17 protein-coding genes and 1 pseudogene are annotated in these 18078 nt (G+C 38.9%); 7 read left to right on the forward strand and 11 right to left on the reverse strand.

The features are described 5' to 3' along the window. Nucleotides 1-98: 98 nt before the first annotated feature. On the reverse strand, nucleotides 99-953 hold the full coding sequence (gene thiD / locus NNJ73_RS02770) for a bifunctional hydroxymethylpyrimidine kinase/phosphomethylpyrimidine kinase (RefSeq protein ID WP_254492614.1): 855 nt from the start codon (nucleotides 951-953) through the stop codon (nucleotides 99-101). A gap of 129 nt (nucleotides 954-1082) precedes the next feature. On the opposite strand from thiD, the gene NNJ73_RS02775 reads away from it, so the two are divergent. The 3 genes from NNJ73_RS02775 (at nucleotide 1083) to NNJ73_RS02785 (ending at nucleotide 5043) form a co-directional block, all read left to right on the forward strand. After that, nucleotides 1083-1889, forward strand: a complete 807-nt coding sequence (locus NNJ73_RS02775) for a 1-acyl-sn-glycerol-3-phosphate acyltransferase (RefSeq protein WP_254492615.1) — start codon at nucleotides 1083-1085, stop codon at nucleotides 1887-1889. Nucleotides 1890-2497: 608 nt separating this feature from the next. After that, on the forward strand, nucleotides 2498-3589 hold the full coding sequence (locus tag NNJ73_RS02780; RefSeq protein WP_254492616.1) for a D-alanyl-D-alanine carboxypeptidase family protein: 1092 nt from the start codon (nucleotides 2498-2500) through the stop codon (nucleotides 3587-3589). 392 nt (nucleotides 3590-3981) lie between these two features. Further along, nucleotides 3982-5043, forward strand: coding sequence for a GTP-binding protein (locus NNJ73_RS02785; protein WP_254492617.1), 1062 nt, complete (start codon nucleotides 3982-3984; stop codon nucleotides 5041-5043). An 866-nt stretch (nucleotides 5044-5909) separates the two neighbouring features. Here NNJ73_RS02785 and NNJ73_RS02790 read toward each other — a convergent pair. The 4 genes from NNJ73_RS02790 to NNJ73_RS02805 all read right to left on the reverse strand — a co-directional run bounded on the left by NNJ73_RS02790 (nucleotide 5910) and on the right by NNJ73_RS02805 (nucleotide 8830). After that, complete coding sequence (locus NNJ73_RS02790) at nucleotides 5910-6659, reverse strand: murein L,D-transpeptidase family protein (RefSeq protein ID WP_254492618.1); 750 nt, start codon at nucleotides 6657-6659, stop codon at nucleotides 5910-5912. Between the two features lie 40 nt (nucleotides 6660-6699). Continuing rightward, on the reverse strand, nucleotides 6700-7656 hold the full coding sequence (locus tag NNJ73_RS02795) for an acetyl-CoA carboxylase carboxyltransferase subunit alpha (RefSeq protein ID WP_254492619.1): 957 nt from the start codon (nucleotides 7654-7656) through the stop codon (nucleotides 6700-6702). A gap of 89 nt (nucleotides 7657-7745) precedes the next feature. Next, nucleotides 7746-8672, reverse strand: a complete 927-nt coding sequence (locus NNJ73_RS02800; RefSeq protein ID WP_254492620.1) for a site-specific tyrosine recombinase XerD — start codon at nucleotides 8670-8672, stop codon at nucleotides 7746-7748. Then, the gene (locus NNJ73_RS02805; protein WP_254492621.1) at nucleotides 8669-8830 is read right to left on the reverse strand and encodes a hypothetical protein; all 162 of its coding nucleotides are present in this window, start codon (nucleotides 8828-8830) and stop codon (nucleotides 8669-8671) included. The genes NNJ73_RS02800 and NNJ73_RS02805 overlap by 4 nt, the downstream gene beginning before the upstream one ends. A 95-nt stretch (nucleotides 8831-8925) precedes the next feature. Here NNJ73_RS02805 and NNJ73_RS02810 point away from each other — a divergent pair. The 4 genes and pseudogenes from NNJ73_RS02810 (at nucleotide 8926) to NNJ73_RS02825 (ending at nucleotide 11864) form a co-directional block, all read left to right on the forward strand. Further along, nucleotides 8926-9559 (forward strand): annotated as a pseudogene (locus NNJ73_RS02810) (shikimate kinase). After that, entirely contained in the window at nucleotides 9534-10667 is a 1134-nt protein-coding gene (gene aroB / locus NNJ73_RS02815; RefSeq protein WP_254492623.1) for a 3-dehydroquinate synthase, read from the forward strand. The pseudogene NNJ73_RS02810 and the gene aroB overlap by 26 nt, the downstream one beginning before the upstream one ends. 403 nt (nucleotides 10668-11070) lie before the next feature. Then, complete coding sequence (locus tag NNJ73_RS02820; RefSeq protein ID WP_254492624.1) at nucleotides 11071-11454, forward strand: MliC family protein; 384 nt, start codon at nucleotides 11071-11073, stop codon at nucleotides 11452-11454. A gap of 17 nt (nucleotides 11455-11471) precedes the next feature. Continuing rightward, a complete protein-coding gene (locus NNJ73_RS02825; RefSeq protein WP_254492625.1) occupies nucleotides 11472-11864 on the forward strand; it encodes an MliC family protein in 393 nt (130 codons plus the stop codon). A gap of 16 nt (nucleotides 11865-11880) precedes the next feature. On the opposite strand, the gene mnhG is transcribed toward NNJ73_RS02825, so the two are convergent. The 6 genes from mnhG to NNJ73_RS02855 are packed head-to-tail and all read right to left on the reverse strand — an operon-like array spanning nucleotide 11881 to nucleotide 17932. Beyond that, the gene (mnhG, locus tag NNJ73_RS02830; protein WP_254492626.1) at nucleotides 11881-12291 is read right to left on the reverse strand and encodes a monovalent cation/H(+) antiporter subunit G; all 411 of its coding nucleotides are present in this window, start codon (nucleotides 12289-12291) and stop codon (nucleotides 11881-11883) included. Continuing rightward, a complete protein-coding gene (locus tag NNJ73_RS02835) occupies nucleotides 12288-12569 on the reverse strand; it encodes a K+/H+ antiporter subunit F (RefSeq protein WP_254473751.1) in 282 nt (93 codons plus the stop codon). Before NNJ73_RS02835 ends, mnhG begins: the two co-directional genes overlap by 4 nt. Further along, nucleotides 12569-13051: a Na+/H+ antiporter subunit E gene (locus NNJ73_RS02840; protein WP_254492627.1), complete on the reverse strand. Its 483-nt coding sequence runs from the start codon at nucleotides 13049-13051 to the stop codon at nucleotides 12569-12571. Before NNJ73_RS02840 ends, NNJ73_RS02835 begins: the two co-directional genes overlap by 1 nt. Then, the gene (locus NNJ73_RS02845; RefSeq protein WP_254492628.1) at nucleotides 13048-14670 is read right to left on the reverse strand and encodes a monovalent cation/H+ antiporter subunit D; all 1623 of its coding nucleotides are present in this window, start codon (nucleotides 14668-14670) and stop codon (nucleotides 13048-13050) included. The genes NNJ73_RS02840 and NNJ73_RS02845 overlap by 4 nt, the downstream gene beginning before the upstream one ends. Beyond that, on the reverse strand, nucleotides 14670-15011 hold the full coding sequence (locus tag NNJ73_RS02850; RefSeq protein ID WP_254492629.1) for a Na+/H+ antiporter subunit C: 342 nt from the start codon (nucleotides 15009-15011) through the stop codon (nucleotides 14670-14672). Before NNJ73_RS02850 ends, NNJ73_RS02845 begins: the two co-directional genes overlap by 1 nt. Beyond that, nucleotides 15011-17932 (reverse strand): monovalent cation/H+ antiporter subunit A, encoded by a 2922-nt coding sequence (locus NNJ73_RS02855; RefSeq protein WP_254492630.1) that lies wholly within the window; start codon nucleotides 17930-17932, stop codon nucleotides 15011-15013. Before NNJ73_RS02855 ends, NNJ73_RS02850 begins: the two co-directional genes overlap by 1 nt. Nucleotides 17933-18078: the final 146 nt, after the last annotated feature.

An 18078-nucleotide genomic window follows, 5' to 3' on the forward strand; every position in this document is an offset into this window, starting at 1 on the left:
GCTACAATGTGTTAACATTTATCCGTTATAAGTTCAAAACAGCCTATAACGACGAAACAAATTCATAGAGTGGAGATTTTTCACCATAAATTGTTGTATCAATTTTTCCACAATGCATAAAAATGGTGAAGTGGACCTCGTCCTTTCCCGACTTGCAAAGCATTTGAGGCAGATAACGCTCCATGTAAATACTCTTTTGCTTGTTTAACGGCGCAGTCTAAAGGCTGTGTAGGCAATAAAGCTGCAATAGCAGCAGAAATTGTACACCCTGTCCCGTGATCATGTGTGGTTGAAAGACGAGAAGCTTCAAGCATAACCAGACTTTTACGATCACAATAAAGATCTGGACTAGAACAATCGTAATTTTCTGTACTATTTCTGGTAAGCGTATTCAAATGTCCCCCTTTTAACAAAACTGCATGACACCCTAGCGCCAAGAGTCGTGGAGCATATTGATACATAGCCTCTAAAGACCATTGCACATCACATCCCAATAACAGTGCAGCTTCAGGCAAATTGGGCGTAATCAAAGTTGACATGGGTACCAGCACTTCACGCATAATTTCAATGGCATCAGACTTTAAAAGAACATCACCACTTTTTGCAACCATAACCGGATCAAAAACAATGAAACGCGCTTTATGATAAGCAAGACGTTCTGCAATAGCTTGTGCAATCTGAGCATTTGCAACCATACCAATTTTAACGGCATCAACGTGGATATCCTCAAAAACAGAATCAATTTGATCAGCAACAAAAGAAGCATCTAATGCTTGAAAAGAATGCACACCCTGAGTATTTTGTGCAACAACAGCTGTAACCACACTCATACCATAAGTTTTCATAGCTGAAAAAACCTTCAAATCCGCCTGCATTCCAGCGCCACCAGAAGGATCTGTTCCCGCAATAGATAAAATCCGTGGAATAAAAAGTTCATCTTTTTGTAATTCCATCAATCTCTTTCCTTCTGTTTTTAAATATCGGAAAATGAATTACCGAAAAAATAGATGCTTGAAAAAACATAAAGAAAATGTTTTCTCATGCGAATTATATTATATACGAAGCCTTCTTATAGATATAAAATGGAAAATATAGTGCTTATCCTTCGTTCTATTCTTTTTACATTCGCCTTTTATACCACAACTTTCATACAAATGATTCTTTACGCTCCCGTTTATTTTCTCATGCCCCGAAAAAAGGCATGGATTGTTCCTAAAACATGGGCGCGCGTTACACTATTTTTGCAAAAATACATCGCAGGCACACGTTATGAAATTGAAGGATTAGAAAATCTCCCCCAAGGGGCTTATATCATTGCTCCAAAACATCAATCTGCATGGGAAACTTTTAGCCTTGTTCCCTATTTTGATGATCCCACTCTCATTTTAAAACGTGAATTGATGTGGATTCCCTTGTTTGGCTGGTATATGGCAAAAACACAAATTATCCCCATTAACCGCACAACGCCCATCAAAGCCTTAAAAATGGTTATACAAAAAGCAAAAGAGAAAGTAAAACAAGGACGCCAAATCCTCATTTTTCCCGAAGGAACACGCCGACAACCTGGTCAAGAACCAGATTATAAATCAGGAATTGTCGCACTCTATAATGAATTAGGACTTCAAGTTGTCCCTATTGCGCACAATGCGGGTTTATATTGGCCACGAAGTAATTTCCGCCGCTATCCCGGAACAATTCGTGTTCGTATTCTTCCTCCGATAGAAGCAGGTTTAAGCAAACGTGATTTTCTAAATCAATTAATCCAAAAAACTGAAGAAGCATGTGATGAACTGCTTCTCTTAGCCGCTCAAGATCCTACCCCTCCTCCTATGCCACCATCTGCTGTTCAAAAGCTTCAAAAACTGAAGCATCATGAAACACAATCTTGATTGATAAAAAACATCACTTTGTGTGTTAAATGCAGCATATGAAACAAAAATATAAGGGAGATATTTCAAACTCTCTCATCCGAAATTATAAAACACACATCATCAAAAATGATCAACGTATGAATTTTTTTGAGAAAGCATTCTTGCTTTCCTTAAAATCATTTAAATAACACACAGGGTATTGATTTATAAATATAATTTATCCCTATTCAATGTGGAACAGATTTGGAGTGAAAAAGTTGTATAATATTCAAAAGCCTCATTCAATATGTAAAATAGTGAATGATCATTACAAATCAATGTTTATATATAAAAGAATAACAGGCAAAATGTATAGTTATACGAACTTGTTCTTTCCTGAAAAACATCACCCCCCTCAAGAACCTGAAATCTTTTACAATCTTCATTATTTAAAAAGTATTTCTTGAGAGACTTCAATCATCAAACCAAATTCAAGGGGAAAATAAAATGAGTGTTGGTTTTTATCCATGAGACATAACTCAATATAGCAATTAACCATCTGTCCTCTCTATACTGGACTTAAAAGCTTTGTATGCTACATTAAAACAATTCTAAATAACGAATGAGAAGGAACTGGATTTAAATTCATGCAACGTCTCTTCTACAATTTATTTTTTTATTTCATTTTGAGTTTGTCGAGCACTTTTGCTTTAGCACAGCCTTTTATTTCTGTTGATGTTACAACGGGACATATCTTAAAACATAATCAAGCTTTTGAGCGTTGGTATCCAGCTTCCTTAACAAAATTAATGACCGCGTATGTTATTTTTCGCGCCATGAGCCGAGGGGAAATTTCACCCAACAAACCTATCACCATCAGCGAATATGCTGCAAAAGCTCCCGCGTATCGTTCAGGCTATAAAGCTGGTTCTGTTCTCACACTTGATACAGCCTTAAGTATCACCATGGTTAAATCGACCAATGATTTGGCCATTGCCATGAGTGAAGCCATTGCAGGTTCACAGAAAGCTTTTGTACGCAAAATGAATAGCGAAGCTAAACGCTTAGGCATGTTTGGCACCCATTTTGCAAACGCAAGTGGTTTACCAGACCCTCAGAACTATTCCACCGCACGTGATATTGCTCTTTTAGCTGTCCAAATACGTCGAGAATTTCCACAATATGCTCATTATTTTTCTATTCCAGCCATTGATTTTGGTAACAACCGAAAAATCCAGCATAACTCAAACAACCTTATTGGTCGTTTTTATGGAATAGACGGTATGAAAACAGGCTTTATTTGCGCCTCTGGTTTTAATCTTGTTGCCTCAGCCACCCGCAATAAACGTACAATTATTGCTGTCATTCTAGGGGCAAACAACATAAGTGAAAGGGAAGAAAAAGCGGCACAACTTCTTGAAATAGGATTTTTACATCAAGGAAGCCCCCAACTAACACTCACAACATTAAAACCTTATGGGAGCAACATAACACAAGCCAACAATATGAGACAACAAACATGCACGCCTGAAGCCATAAAAATGCACGCCAATTCATATGATGATCAAGGAAATATTATTCTCACCTCACCTTTTATCACCGCTCCACATTCTTTTTCTCATCCTTTAGTAGTACATCTCATTCGTAGTCCACAGACGCCTAAAATAACAGTAAAACCGCTAAGAAAACCCCATAGTTCGTATAAAAAACGCGCAAACTATTCTATAAAAAAACCGTAAGCCACAATTCACAATTTATGATTAATTATTTTGCCCCGTTTCTCCAAAACCACAAATATCGTAAAATTCTCTCATTTCAAATCCATCGCTGTTGAATCAATTAAAATCTGTCTCTTTCACACATCACAAGATAGACGAGCATAATAGATAAAATAATCAAAGTAAGGAATTAAAACTCTTCCTATAAGACCTTTCAAATTCCAAAAATTATTATAACATGAGCGCTAAAAAGTAACATGATTGCACCCGCACTTACCTTTATAAACTTAAAAGTGGTGATAAAATGGATTTCGTAGGCAATTACCCATCACATATCCCTCACGCCCCATTATGAATGGAATTGACGTCGTAAGATATGTTTCTTTAAAACAGAACCACGGTTGATGATTAAAATGAAAATGAAGCGCATTCCTCTCACGCTTATCACTGGTTTTTTAGGCTCTGGCAAAACAACTTTGCTCAACCGTATGTTACAAGACCCTCTCTTAACGGAATGTGCTGTTATCATTAATGAATTCGGCGAAATCAGTATTGACCATCTTCTTGTTGAAAAGACGACAGAAGGAATTATTGAGCTTGCCAATGGCTGTTTATGCTGCAATTTACGCAGTGATCTCATTGATACATTAATGGATTTAATCAATCGCGTTCAGACAGGACAAATCAAACAACTCAATCACATTATTATTGAAACAACAGGGATGGCTGATCCCGCCCCTATTTTACAAATACTGTTAAGCCACCCACTGTTTATTCAAACATTGTCCATAAATGCTGTTCTTGCAACATTTGATACATTAAGCACACTTTCCATATGTGAACGCTATCCTGAAATATATAAACAATTAATCCTTGCTGATAAAATTATTCTCACCAAAACAGATCTCACAGCACCACAATCCTTTTCTAATACGCTCCTTAACACACTTAAACGAATGAATCCTGCAGCACAAATCATTGATGTCCACTCTGAAGATTTCTGCTCAAATCTACTAATAAATCACACATTATGGAATGAACCAGGAGAAAATACACACCTTAAGCAAAATCTTACCACCGCTCCACACGACCATACCCCCCATAAAACCATTCGTACCTTTTCATTAGATTGTGAAGAACTCGTTGATTATGCCACAATTGAAGCTTTTTTAGATCTCCTACAAGACCGTTATGGTACAAAATTACTCCGTATTAAAGCAATAATCGCATTGCGTGATGATCCTTATCGCCCCCTTGTATTACATGGTGTACAAACATTTTTTCATCCCCCCATCAGACTTCCAGCATGGCCAAAAGGAATAAAACAAACACGTTTTGTCATCATTGCCGATGGTATTGAAAAAGAAGCAATACAAAAACTTCTCAATGCTTTTTTTAATAAACCAGCCATAGATACTGCAGACAAAACAGCTCTCTTGGAAAACCCTCTCATCATTCCAGGAATAAAGTTTTAATTCACCCTTACAACGTTAAATCCATGGAGCTATACCCTCTTTGCGCTTTTAAAGAAGCAAAACAGCTCCACCATAGATTTTTCCAGCCCCCAATGTTTGGTAGCTCTCGGCACATGAGACGATTCATGAGAGGCATTTTTATTGTAAAATTTTATTTATTGTACAATTTTATCCATGCAGCGCTTTGCTCTTGGAATGTGCAAGCGAATAATTGTGATTGATTTATCATAAACAGATTTTCAGATAAAAGACCTCATGATATTCAAACTCTTATTAAAATAGAAAATTATAAATCAAATTGTTATTGTAAAATTTTTTAATATTTACCAATCTGTAATCAGGTTGTTTTCTCTCGACGTACACCTCATCTGCGAATCACTTCATGTGATTCATTTCAAAAACCCCATTGGATACGTTCTTGGTTTTAAATACTCTACTTAACTCTATATTTCTTCAACTGATTGAAACAAAATCCTCTTAAGTTTAAGCAAAAAAACTAAAATCAATAGAGCTGATAACGTATTTTTAGATGTATATATTATCTTATAGACCAGCACGATAAGACAATACTTTACAGCATAAAAGAATAAAACCCTTTGAAAGTAAAAAGAGAGAAACATTTTATGTTAATTCACTCTCCACGAGAAAACCAAAATTGCCATCCATACTGGTCTGCAAACAACCCAAATTCTCTGGGCAAGTTGCTCTTGGTCCTCCTACTTCGATTTACTGACATAAAGCTCTATAAACAAACTCAGCGTTTAAAATAGGTAACTCCCTTAAATACCTCATGCATAAAATTTTGTATGTCTTGTATCGCCATCGTAAGCGATGGTATTTTACAGTATAGCGGAATAAAATAACGCTCACTTCATGAGGGAAACTGAAGTTTTATCAATATCGCGATTAAAAATGTAACGTTTTCCATACACTTCAACGGTTGGAGGTTGGCGATTTTCTTCAAAAAAATCATAACCTTTCTTAAGCATCACCCAGAATGGGTAATGAGGATTATTGCTATGACGTAACATATTATCCTTGGTCATGCGGAAAGGAAAAGCCTGCAACTGAAATGCTCTCTGTCCTCCTTTAAAAGCGTCTCGTGCAAAGGCATAAATTTGAGCCATATTCTTATCGCTCATAGAATAACAACCGGCAGAAAAGCAAGAACCATGCACCATAAGATTGCTTCCTGTACGACCATTTTCCTGATCATAAAGGTTAGGAAATCCTATATTAAAAGAAAGATAATATTTTGAATAAGGATTCATTTGATTTGCCGTAATCGTATAAAAACCTTCCGGTGTCTGAAGATCCCCTTCTTTATATTTAGGTCCAAGCTTACCAGACCACTTGCAAATGCCATAACGAGCAACTAAGATAAAAGGACCGGAACGAGATTGCTTCCAAACTTCGGCAAGATTTTCTTCCTTGAAAAAACGCATCACAATTGGTGCATAGGGATCAATATCATACAAAGCCATTCTATTCTGGATTTCTTGCGGAAGAGGCTGCTCAACTTTAGCACGAATAGAAGCTGGTAATCTTCCTTCACAAGCCGTCAATATTCCCATTACAAACAACACACACACAGCCAGGAATCTGTTAAATGTCATCGAAAACAACTCCAATCCAACACCCCTTATAAAAAACGACTTATGTTAATGACCGACCAATTTGAAGATATTTTTCCCTTCGCTCTTGTTTAAGAACTTCACCATCTTTTCCAGCCATCGCTTTTAAAGCCTGTGAAATAATCTCACCCGTTGCATCAATGGCAATCTCTTTATCACGATGCGCTCCTCCTACAGGCTCTGAAATAATGCCATCAATAATCTTTAAGTGAAGCAAATCTTGAGCGGTAATACGCATATTCATTGCAGCATCTTTTGCACGTGCTGGATCACGCCATAAAATAGACGCTGCTCCTTCTGGAGAAATAACCGAGTAAATCGCATGTTCCAACATATACACTTTATTGGCAGCGGCAATTGCTATCGCCCCTCCAGAACCACCTTCTCCAATCACAACGGATACAACAGGAACCTTTAGGCGCAAAGTTGCAGCGGTTGATTGAGCAATTGCTTCTGCTTGCCCGCGTTCTTCAGCGCTTACCCCAGGGTAAGCACCCGCTGTATCAACAAAAGTAAGGAGTGGCAAACCAAAGCGGTCAGCCATTTCCATAACACGGACAGCTTTACGATATCCTTCTGGACGTGCAGAACCAAAATTATAACGCAAACGTGTTTGTGTATCGTGACCTTTTTCTTGACCGATATAAGCAACGGCTTCTCCCTTAAAGCGTGCAAATCCAGCTTGAATAGCCTCATCTTCAGCAAACTTTCTATCTCCTGCCAAAGGTGTCACATCACTCAATAAGCGCTTAGAATAGTCCATAAAATGCGGACGATCAGGATGACGAGCAACTTGTGTTTTTTGCCACGGCGACAATTTTTTATAAAGATCGCGCAATGCCGTTTGGGAACGTGCTTCAAGACGCGCAATCTCGTCACTCATATCAAGACCGCCTTTTTCCTGAGAAATTTTTTTTAATTCAAGAATTTTCCCATCGAGATCAGCAACTGGTTTTTCAAAATCAAGATAATTATACATTTGTACCAACTCATTCAGTGTCACTTATACACTTATAATTTGCTTTATAAAGTCTTTTCAAAAACATCACCTTTTCTTTAACGAGCCTTTTACGCATCGGCAAGTGGATGATGCTCATTAACAAGACGATAAAGTCCCTCTTCCAACACATGGGTATAAATCTGAGTGGTAGAAATATCAGAATGACCTAACAAATGTTGAACGGCACGCAAATCAGCACCATTTTGCAAAAGATGGCTAGCAAAAGCATGGCGCAACACATGGGGAGAAAAGCTTTCACTTTTTATTCCAGCCCTTTTAGCAAGATTTTTCAATTCCCGCGCAACAACTTGACGCGCAATATAGCCTGTTTCTGAATGGGCTGGAAAAAGATAAAGGCTTTTCGCATCTTTCCCTTGATCACGCAAATCCAACCACTGCAAAAGAACTTGATGAGCTTTTTTTGATAACAGCACTATTCGTTCTTTTTTTCCCTTACCGCGAACCAAAATACTGTATGCTTTCCCTCGAACAGCCTGCACAGGCAGACTCACCAACTCACTAATGCGTAAACCTGTTGCATAAAGCATTTCGCTCAACAGCTGAAGACGCAATGCGCGCAAATAATCCTTCGATCCATAATCTGCTTGATTAACCTCCACCTGCGCCAAATCAAGAAATTTTGTCACCGCATCTTCACTGATAATTTTGGGCAAAGGACGTCCTTGGCGAGGAGCATCAATATCATTGGAAGGATCATCTGCTCTTAATCCTTCTGCATAAAGAAACTGATAGAATTGACGCAATGTTGATAAACGGCGCGCTTGTGACGTTGCGGCAAAACCAAATGTATGCATGAGCGACAAAAGACCAATGAGATCCTCCTTTTGTGCTGAAAGGAGCGAAACCGAATGCGAAGACAATTCCTCTTGCGCCCACTGTAAATCATGCTGATAAGCCACAAGCGTATGAGCACAAGCGCCTCGTTCAGCACTCATCATTTCAAGAAAACGCTCTATCACAATGTTACTTTTCATTGATTCATTCTCAAAGAAAGAGCCAGCGAATCCAAAGGGACATCAACAGACATATCAACAGTTACAGGTTCAACAAAAACGACAAGAATGATCATTATACTAAAAAGAATAGCAAGCAAAATGAAAAGAATCATCAAAAGTCTGGTTAATGTTGGCATAAAATAATAAACTTTCCAAAATACTCTATCTCTTATTCTATCTTATAAAGATTAACAGGAATTGACTTTAAAGCAGATAAATGCCGAAATAAGCTATGAAAAGTAATCGACCCCAATATCCGCCTCTGTCACAAATAAAAAGACAAATCTTATCATCTCTCGATAATCAAGCTCTTGTGTTTGTTGGTCTTATGGGGGCAGGAAAATCAGTCATCGGAAAACGTGTTGCCACCATGCTTGATTTACCCTTTTATGATTCTGATCAAGAAATTGAAAAAGCAGCGCAAATGTTTATCACAGAAATCTTTAAAATCTATGGTGAAGCGGAGTTTCGTTCCCTTGAGCAGCGTGTTATTCTCAACCTGATAAAAAAACGTCCCCTTGTCTTAGCAACCGGTGGTGGTGCTTATATCAATCAAGATACACGAAAAGCTATTCAGCAAAATGGAATATCTATCTGGCTCAAAGCAGATCTTGATATCCTGATGCAACGTGTTTCAAAGCGTCCAACACGACCACTTCTTCAAACAGTAAATCCTAAAGAAACGATGCAAAAACTCATGGAGCAGCGTTATCCTCTCTATGCAAAAGCAAACGTAACAATTAACAGTCATAAAGAAAGCCCCTACAGTGTAGCAAAAAATGTCATACGCTCTCTACAACATTACCTCTATACAAAAAAATAACGATAGAAAGAACAAGCATGCAAGCCAAAACCGTCACCATTAAATTAGACAAGCACTGTTACGATATCATCATTGGTCCAGATCTTATTACACAAGCTGTTTTACAAATTAAGCATTCTCTTCAGAAAAAAAATTTTCATCAAACGCGTTTAGCAATTGTTACAGATACAAATGTTGCACCTCTCCATTTGGATCCATTACAAGCAGAGTTAACAAAAAATAAAATCCATACCGTCCCTATTATTGTAGAATCAGGAGAACAGTCAAAATCATTTTCAACCTTGCAAACTGTCATCGACCAAATTCTTGCCGCACGCTTAGAAAGAGGTGACTGTGTGATTGCTTTTGGTGGTGGTGTCATTGGAGATCTAGCAGGATTTGCGGCAAGTATGATACGTCGCGGAATGAATTTCATCCAGATGCCCACAACACTTCTTGCACAAATTGATTCTTCTGTTGGTGGAAAAACGGGCATCAACAGCCGATATGGTAAAAATCTTATTGGTGCTTTTTATCAACCGCAATGCGTTATTGCTGACACATCTGTTCTTAATACACTCCCACCACGTGAATTTCGCGCAGGTTATGCGGAAATGGTCAAATATGGACTTATTAACCAGCCTACTTTCTTTGAATGGCTTGAAAAAAACGGACAAGAAATTTTTTCCAATGGTGCGATAAGAATAGAAGCCATTGTTCGCTCATGCCAATTTAAAGCTGCCATAGTCGCCCGCGACGAATACGAAACAGGAGAACGTGCACTCTTAAATCTCGGTCATACCTTTGGACACATGCTTGAAACAGCAACCTCTTATGATTCCAAGCGTTTAATTCACGGTGAAGCTGTAGCAATTGGAATGATTCTGGCACATCAATTCTCTGCACAACTGAATCTATGTGACCCCACACTCATACATCGTATCGAAACACACCTTAAAGCTGTGGGTTTGCCTACACAGTTAAAGGATATCCCAGGAGAGCTACCAGATGCTGAAACATTAATGACTCTCATTGCTCAAGATAAAAAAGTTTCACAAAATAATTTGACTTTTATTTTGACACGCGGACTTGGCCAATCTTTTATTGCAAAAAATGTTCCACCAAATGCAGTTTTATCCTTTTTGGAACAAAAATTAACAGAAATTCGTTAATTCATATTGAATATAATTGATTCGTTTTTATACTTCTATTAAAGGAAATAGCTATGATGATGTCTGCGTAGCTCAGTAGGATAGAGCACAGGATTCCTAAAAATTGGGCGCTTTGAGGAGAAATCCACAAAGCGGATCTGCTCAAATTCGGGGAAAGCTTCATGGGCAAAACGATATGCCAATCCCGAGCCAAGCCTCTCTTCACATGAGAGGAAGGTGTAGAGACTGAACGGGCAGCACCTAAAAGGCGCAAGCTTCAAGGTGAAGAGACAGTCCAGACCACAAACAACCAATAAGGTTGGCGGTGAAAACCGAAGTGGTATGAATCCTGGGGTCGCAGGTTCGAATCCTGCCGTAGACACCATCTTATTAAGACAAATTACTTTTCATATAGGGAAGCATTATGAAAAAAACTCTACAAATTTTAGGATTTTTTTCCTTTTTATTATTTCTCAATGTCACGAGTAGCTTAGCTGCTGCTTTAGTCATTGAAGTGTCAGGTAATCCAGAAACACAAACCATAACCTATCAATGTGATATGGGTGCAAATAAAGAACGCGTTGAAGCAACCTATCACAACGCTGACGATATTTCATTGGTTGATTTCAAATGGAAAGGTGATCGTATTATCGCTGCGAATGTGATTGCTGCTTCTGGAGCAAAATATGTAGGGGAGCAATATATCTGGTGGGAGAAAAATAAAGAAGTAACACTTTATGATCTTATCCAAGATCCAGAAGAAAAAAAACCCATCCTCTGTAAGGATGAATCACTGTTATTATTTTAAATAACTGAGGAAATATCATGAAAAAAATTGCTTTTATTGTAGGATTTTTTACTGCTTTAAGCCTACCGCTCTTCGGTTCACTTAATGCTTTTGCTGGCTCTTTAGTTATTGAAGTCCCAGATGATCCAGAGCCCACAACAGAAGTTACTGCCTATCAATGCGAGACAGGGACAAATAAAGAGTCTGTTGAAGTAACCTATCTCAATGCGGGTAATATTTCACTTGTTGATTTCATATGGCAAGGAAAGCGCATCATCGCTTCCCGTAGTATCAGTGCTTCTGGAACAAAATATATGGGAGGACCCTATATATGGTGGACAAAAGGGAACGAAGCCATGCTTTCTGATCTCATCAATGACCCAGAAGAAAAAAATCTTATTCACTGTATAGAAGAACAAAAACCAGAATAAAAAAGCTTATGGTATCTTAAAAATCGCTCTGGCTCGTATCACATGACATTTCTTCGGAAGTGGGTGTTTGTTTTTCCATCTGACGTGATAAAAGGGCCAGCGGTTTTTTTAATTTATTTTCTGAATAGTCTCGATAAGCTGCTGCTTGTGATATCAACATAGAAGCGACTGGTATTGTTACAAGTAAAAAAATCATCAACAAAAATTCATGAAAAACAAAATGATGATCGACAAAAATTGAATAAAGAAACGACGCAACAAGAATACTACCAGCGCCCCAACTTGTACTCAACGAAAGCATATGTAAACGCTTATAAAAAGTGGGAAGACGCACCAATCCTATCGTTCCAATCAACGTGAGAACAGATCCTAAGATCAAAAAAAACGTAACAGCAATAGCAACAATAAGCGATACATCGTCCTTCATTCAATAATCTCCCCCCGCATAAGGAATTTTGCCAACGCAATACTTGATACAGGGCCCAATAAGCCAACAATGAGAGCTGCCACAAAATAAATGGTTGTTCCTGAACGGATATCGAATGTCAGAAACAAAAGAATAGTGATTATATAAAGAGCATCCAACCCCACAATCCGATCTTGCGCTCGTGGACCACGAATCAACCGAAACAGTGCAAGAATCATTGCCAAACTTAAAAAAAACTGTGAAAGATAAAGCCCCCAATAAAGGATCAGCATACTCATTAAAAAATCTCCAAAAGTAATTGCTCATAGCGTTTTTTGATCAATTTTTGGTAGTCATATCCATTTTCAAAATTTAAGACATGAAGCAAAAGTTCACTATTTTTTCTATTATAGGCAATCCAAACAGTCCCTGGAGTTGCTGAAAGAATACATGCCAAAACAGCTAAAGCGGTGCGACTTTCAAGCGAAATGGGCACCACAATAAAACCAGACTGCTGTTTTCGAGATCTTTTGGTTAAAGCGAAGCAAGCCACAGCAATATTTGAAATAATAGAATCAATAAACACACGAAAAAACAGCTGAAAAACAGCACGCCAACTCTTAATAGTTATTTTTTCCGGCTCAAGAAGCCGCATCATCCAGCCCCCAAATAACGCAATAATAACGCCTAAAAGCAGTTGACCAGCACTAAAACCATTTAAGATCAGCCACATAAAAATAATTGCTACGCTAGAAAAAGGGAAAAAATAACAATATTTCATTGATGAATCCCCCTATTTTCAAAAGAAAAATCATCTAAAACGCTACCAATATAATTTTGAGGCTCATACAAAGTTTTAGCTGTTTCAAACATATAACGACTAACAGGACCAGCGACAACTGTAATAAGAAAACCCAAAGCAAGAAGAACAGCAATAGGGGCAAATTCAATCACTTGCACCCGTGGAATTCTCCCTTCAAGAGAAATCCAAAAAGTTCGAATGCCCGTTCGTGTCATCGCAATAAAAGCCGCAAAACCAGAGAGAGTGACAAAAGTCATAAAAAGCCAATCGTGATAAACGGGTAGAGAGGGAGAAATATTTTCTTTACTATGGTTTAAGAGTGCCACAAACATCATAAATTTAGCAACAAAGCCAGAAAAAGGAGGTAGACCAATAATCAAAAGAGCACAAAGACCAAAACAAGCCCCAAGAATTGCCAAAGTTACTGGTAAATAAGTCCCGACTTCATCTTCCTCCTCCTCTTCATCATCCCCATAGACTTCCATTGTCACCGTCAAAACATTGGCTGCAACATCTTGACAGCGCTCAACCAATTCCACCAAAAGAAAAAAAGCACCCAGTGCCAAAGTTGAGGAAACAATATAAAAGAGTGCCCCTGCAATCAGGTCTGTATTGCCAATCCCAATTGCTGTCAACAATGTCCCAGAAGAAATCAAAACACTATAAGCTGCCAAACGTACCAAAATCTGGCTTGCCAACACTCCAATAAAACCAAAAGCCATAGTGGCAAGCCCACCGTAAAACAAAACCGTTTGACCAAAATGGCTAAAATGTCCACTTTCTGGTCCAAACCATAACAATGTTAAACGTAAAATAATATAAATACCGACTTTGCTTAAAAGTGCAAAAGAAGCTCCCACAGGCGCTACTGCTGCACTATAAGTTGGCATCAGCCAAAAGTTCAATGGCCACACCCCCGCTTTAATTAAGAAAGCAATTCCCAAAAGTGCAGCCCCTATTTCGAATAAAGTTATATCGCTAGAAGCGATATATTGTATTTTTACAGCCAAATCAGCCATATTGAGGGTGCCTACGATTCCATAAATGAGCGCCGCACCAACGAGAAAAAACAACGAAGCAACCAGATTAACCACGACATAATGCAACCCAGCACGCACACGTAATGGACCAGAACCATGCAACGCAAGGCCATAAGAAGCTGTTAACATCACTTCAAAAAATACAAATAAATTAAATAAATCACCTGTTAAAAAAGCGCCGTTTATTCCAACCATGAAAAATTGCATCAATGACTGAAAATGAGGACCCGCTTTATACCAATGTGCTCGAGCAAAAACCAACGTCGCGCTGATCAACACACTAGAAAGCAAAAGCATCATAGCACTTAAGCGATCAAGCACCAAAACAATACCAAAAGGAGAAGGCCAATTACCAAGCCGATAAACATCCACAGCTGGTGCGACGTCAAGAGCACGTATCACCAGTAAAACAGCAATGACAACTAACAATGCGGCAGAAAAAATACTTATGAGTGATTTCAGTTTTGAACGACGTTCATCATAGAAAAGAAGAAAGGCTCCAGTAGTTAACGGCAAAAGAATCGGCAAGATAAGAAGATAATTCACGTAAGCTTCCATCACTGTACCTCACGCCCATCAACGTGATCTGAACCTGTTAAACCGCGTGAAACCAACAAGATAACCAAAAATAAAGCTGTCGTTGCAAAACCGATCACAATTGACGTTAAAACCAAAGCCTGTGGAAGAGGATCAACATAATTCGCTGGATTGATAGCCATCGTAGGATCAATAATTGGCGCTGCATTACTGCGTGGCCTACTCATTGCAAATATAAAAAGATTAACGCCATAGGATATCAAAGACAAACCAAGAATGACTTGAAAAGTTCGAGGACGCAAAATGAGCCAAATTCCCGATCCCACAAGAACACCAATAGCCAAAGAAAGAATAATTTCCATTAATTTTCCTTCCCTTTTAAAGCAGGTTTTTTACCGATTCGGTAGCTGCGTATTGATTGATGTGCAAGTGCGATTAAAATGAGAATCGTTGCTCCCAACACAAGAGAAAACACACCAAAATCAAACAAAAAAGCAGATGCTATAGGAATCTTTCCAATCAAAGGCACATGAATATATTGGAAAAATGATGTTAAAAAAGGGTACCCAACAAACAAAGCCCCTGCTCCCGTGACAACTGATAGCAATAAGCCAAAGCCCATCCAACGTAAAGGCAAAACTCTTAAATGGTTTTCCACCCAACGAATATCCCGGGCAAGATACTGCAAAATAAAGCCTATCGCTAAAGTCACACCGCCGACAAATCCACCTCCAGGAAGATCATGTCCTCGCACAAATAAATAAAAAGAAAAAGCAATAATAACAGAAAAGAGCCACCCTATAATAACAGAAGGAATGGCGAGATAATTCAAAACTGTATCCCCGACATTTCGATCCGGTTGTGTCTTATCAAAAGCTTCCTGAACACGTTGTTGAAACGGCGGCTCAATACTTTCAGGAGCAGGGCGAAATCGACGTAACAGAGCAAAGACAGTCAAAGAAACACCCCCCAAAACCACAACTTCTCCCATCGTATCAAAACCACGGAAATCAACCAACAATACATTCACAACATTGCGACCACCAGCACCAGAATAAGCATTTTTCAGAAAAAAATTAGAAACTGTTGTCCCTTGAGGACGTGTCATCATCGCAAAAGAGAGCCATGCAACACCAGCACCTCCCATAATTGCTATAATGAAATCACGAGCGCGACGTAAACGTACCCCGAAATGAATAGACGTTGGAGCAGGATTATACACACGCTTAGGCAACCAACGCAAACCAAGCAATAATAAAACAGCTGTCACCACTTCAACAACCAATTGCGTTATAGCCAAATCGGGCGCAGAAAGCCATAAAAAGGTTGCACACGTCATTAACCCTGCTCCCCCCAACAGCATGAGTGATGCAAGACGATGAAACTTTGCTTGCCAAGCGACTAAAAGCGCGCACAATCCACCGACCAGCCAAAGCGCGAGAAAAGGAATATCAAGTGGAAAAAGCGGTAACCCTCCTAGTGCAATGAAACCATCACGCCAAAGCAAAAGACCAACAAAAATAAAACACACAGCAAAAATCCAATGCAACTGGATTTGCAAACGACGTGTTGAAAAAAGAGCTTCCACCGCGCGTGCCCATTTCCAAGAAATAATCACAAGAATGCGTTCAAAAATACGCGGTCCTTTCAAATGACGAAAAAAGGGAGCCCCATCATCACAAGATAAAAAATAACGCCGCCCAACAACGTAGAGCAAACCACCCCCAAATAAAGCCACCAAGCTCATCATTAATGGTGTATTAACCCCATGCCAAACAGCCAAGCTATAAGAGATCGTCATCGGTCCTAAAACAGAGACAACAGCGTTATCTAAAATAGGCCCGATTGTTAAATTAGGAAAAATACCAACAGCCAAACAAATAAACACCAAAAGTTCCATGGGTAAACGCATAAAATGCGGCGGCTCATGCGGAGTTTTGGGTAATTTATGAGGTTTTGGTCCCCAAAAGACACCATGAATAAAACGTATAGAATAGGTCACGCTAAACAAACTAGCAAGCGTTGCGACATAAGGAGCAATCCAATCAAGCCATGATTCCATATGCGTTTCAACAGCTTCAGCAAAAAACATTTCTTTTGATAAAAAACCATTGAGCAAAGGAACACCAGCCATTGCCGCACTTGCGACTAAAGCAAGAGTTGCTGTAATCGGCATAGAGCGATAAAGACCTGTTAGCTTACGCATATCACGTGTTCCCGTTTCGTGATCAATAATGCCAGCAGCCATAAATAAAGACGCTTTAAAAGTAGCATGATTAGCCATATGAAAAATCGCAGCAACACAAGCAAGGGGACTCCCAAGGCTTAAAAGCGTTGTAATCAATCCAAGATGACTAATCGTTGAATAAGCGAGCAATCCCTTTAAATCTTGCTGAAACATGGAAAAATAAGCGCCGAGGAGAAGTGTTGAGAGTCCTGAAAAGCCAACCATCCAAAACCAAGACTCTGTCCCAGAGAGTACGGGCCATAAACGAACCAGCAAAAACAACCCAGCTTTCACCATCGTTGCCGAATGCAGATAAGCCGATACAGGTGTTGGCGCTGCCATCGCATTAGGCAACCAAAAATGAAAAGGAAACTGTGCGCTTTTTGTTAATCCACCCAATAAAATACAAATAAGGGCAGGGATATAAAGCGAACTTGACCGGATCACATCTCCAGACTGCAAAATTTTATCCAGATCAAAACTACCAACCATATACCCAATCAATAAAACCCCAATAAAAAGGGCAAAACCACCCAAACCTGTAATCGTTAAAGCCATACGCGCCCCTTCACGCGCACTCGCATTATGATACCAATAACCAATCAACAAAAAAGAAAAAATACTGGTAAGTTCCCAGAAAACAACCAAAAACACGAGATTACCTGATAAAACAATCCCTGTCATTGAGCCCATAAAGGCTAGAAAAAAAGAAAAAAATCGTGGAACAGAATCTGCAGGATCCATATAATAACGGGCGTAAACAACGACAAGCAGCCCAATTCCTGTAATGAGCAAGCAAAAAAGCCAAGACAGGCCATCCATCCGGAGGATCAAATCACCTCCCCATTCTGGGAGCCAAGAAATATTTAAACGGATAATGTGATTGCCACGAATTGCCGGATAAAGCATGATTGTAAAAAGAAAGCTAAAGAGAGCAATACCCCCTGCAAACCATGCTTCATTATTTTTTGCTGTCGAACGAAAAAAGCCAATAACAGCACTCCCACAAAAGGGAAGCAAAATGAGCAATATTAGCATTGCTTCCCGTGTTGCCATTCTTTCAGCTCCATCCTACCCTTAATATTTTGTCATTGACAAAACAAAAATTTATATTCTCACCCCCCCATTGCACACTTAATGATAATAAGATTTAATAAAACTTAAAAGCATTTAAATTTTTCAAAAAACAATGCTTGCATGGA

Origin of the sequence: Bartonella sp. B1099 (assembly GCF_944801835.1) — a bacterium.
Lineage (GTDB): Bacteria > Pseudomonadota > Alphaproteobacteria > Rhizobiales > Rhizobiaceae > Bartonella.

Excerpts from the sequence above, each read along its gene's own strand:
- thiD (WP_254492614.1), bottom strand. The coding sequence starts at position 953 with ATGGAATTACAAAAAGATGAACTTTTTATTCCACGGATTTTATCTATT.
- NNJ73_RS02775 (WP_254492615.1), top strand. The coding sequence starts at position 1,083 with ATGGAAAATATAGTGCTTATCCTTCGTTCTATTCTTTTTACATTCGCC.
- NNJ73_RS02780 (WP_254492616.1), top strand. The coding sequence starts at position 2,498 with ATGCAACGTCTCTTCTACAATTTATTTTTTTATTTCATTTTGAGTTTG.
- NNJ73_RS02785 (WP_254492617.1), top strand. The coding sequence starts at position 3,982 with ATGAAAATGAAGCGCATTCCTCTCACGCTTATCACTGGTTTTTTAGGC.
- NNJ73_RS02790 (WP_254492618.1), bottom strand. The coding sequence starts at position 6,659 with ATGACATTTAACAGATTCCTGGCTGTGTGTGTGTTGTTTGTAATGGGA.
- NNJ73_RS02795 (WP_254492619.1), bottom strand. The coding sequence starts at position 7,656 with ATGTATAATTATCTTGATTTTGAAAAACCAGTTGCTGATCTCGATGGG.
- NNJ73_RS02800 (WP_254492620.1), bottom strand. The coding sequence starts at position 8,672 with ATGAAAAGTAACATTGTGATAGAGCGTTTTCTTGAAATGATGAGTGCT.
- NNJ73_RS02805 (WP_254492621.1), bottom strand. The coding sequence starts at position 8,830 with ATGCCAACATTAACCAGACTTTTGATGATTCTTTTCATTTTGCTTGCT.
- aroB (WP_254492623.1), top strand. The coding sequence starts at position 9,534 with ATGCAAGCCAAAACCGTCACCATTAAATTAGACAAGCACTGTTACGAT.
- NNJ73_RS02820 (WP_254492624.1), top strand. The coding sequence starts at position 11,071 with ATGAAAAAAACTCTACAAATTTTAGGATTTTTTTCCTTTTTATTATTT.
- NNJ73_RS02825 (WP_254492625.1), top strand. The coding sequence starts at position 11,472 with ATGAAAAAAATTGCTTTTATTGTAGGATTTTTTACTGCTTTAAGCCTA.
- mnhG (WP_254492626.1), bottom strand. The coding sequence starts at position 12,291 with ATGAAGGACGATGTATCGCTTATTGTTGCTATTGCTGTTACGTTTTTT.
- NNJ73_RS02835 (WP_254473751.1), bottom strand. The coding sequence starts at position 12,569 with ATGAGTATGCTGATCCTTTATTGGGGGCTTTATCTTTCACAGTTTTTT.
- NNJ73_RS02840 (WP_254492627.1), bottom strand. The coding sequence starts at position 13,051 with ATGAAATATTGTTATTTTTTCCCTTTTTCTAGCGTAGCAATTATTTTT.
- NNJ73_RS02845 (WP_254492628.1), bottom strand. The coding sequence starts at position 14,670 with ATGGAAGCTTACGTGAATTATCTTCTTATCTTGCCGATTCTTTTGCCG.
- NNJ73_RS02850 (WP_254492629.1), bottom strand. The coding sequence starts at position 15,011 with ATGGAAATTATTCTTTCTTTGGCTATTGGTGTTCTTGTGGGATCGGGA.
- NNJ73_RS02855 (WP_254492630.1), bottom strand. The coding sequence starts at position 17,932 with ATGGCAACACGGGAAGCAATGCTAATATTGCTCATTTTGCTTCCCTTT.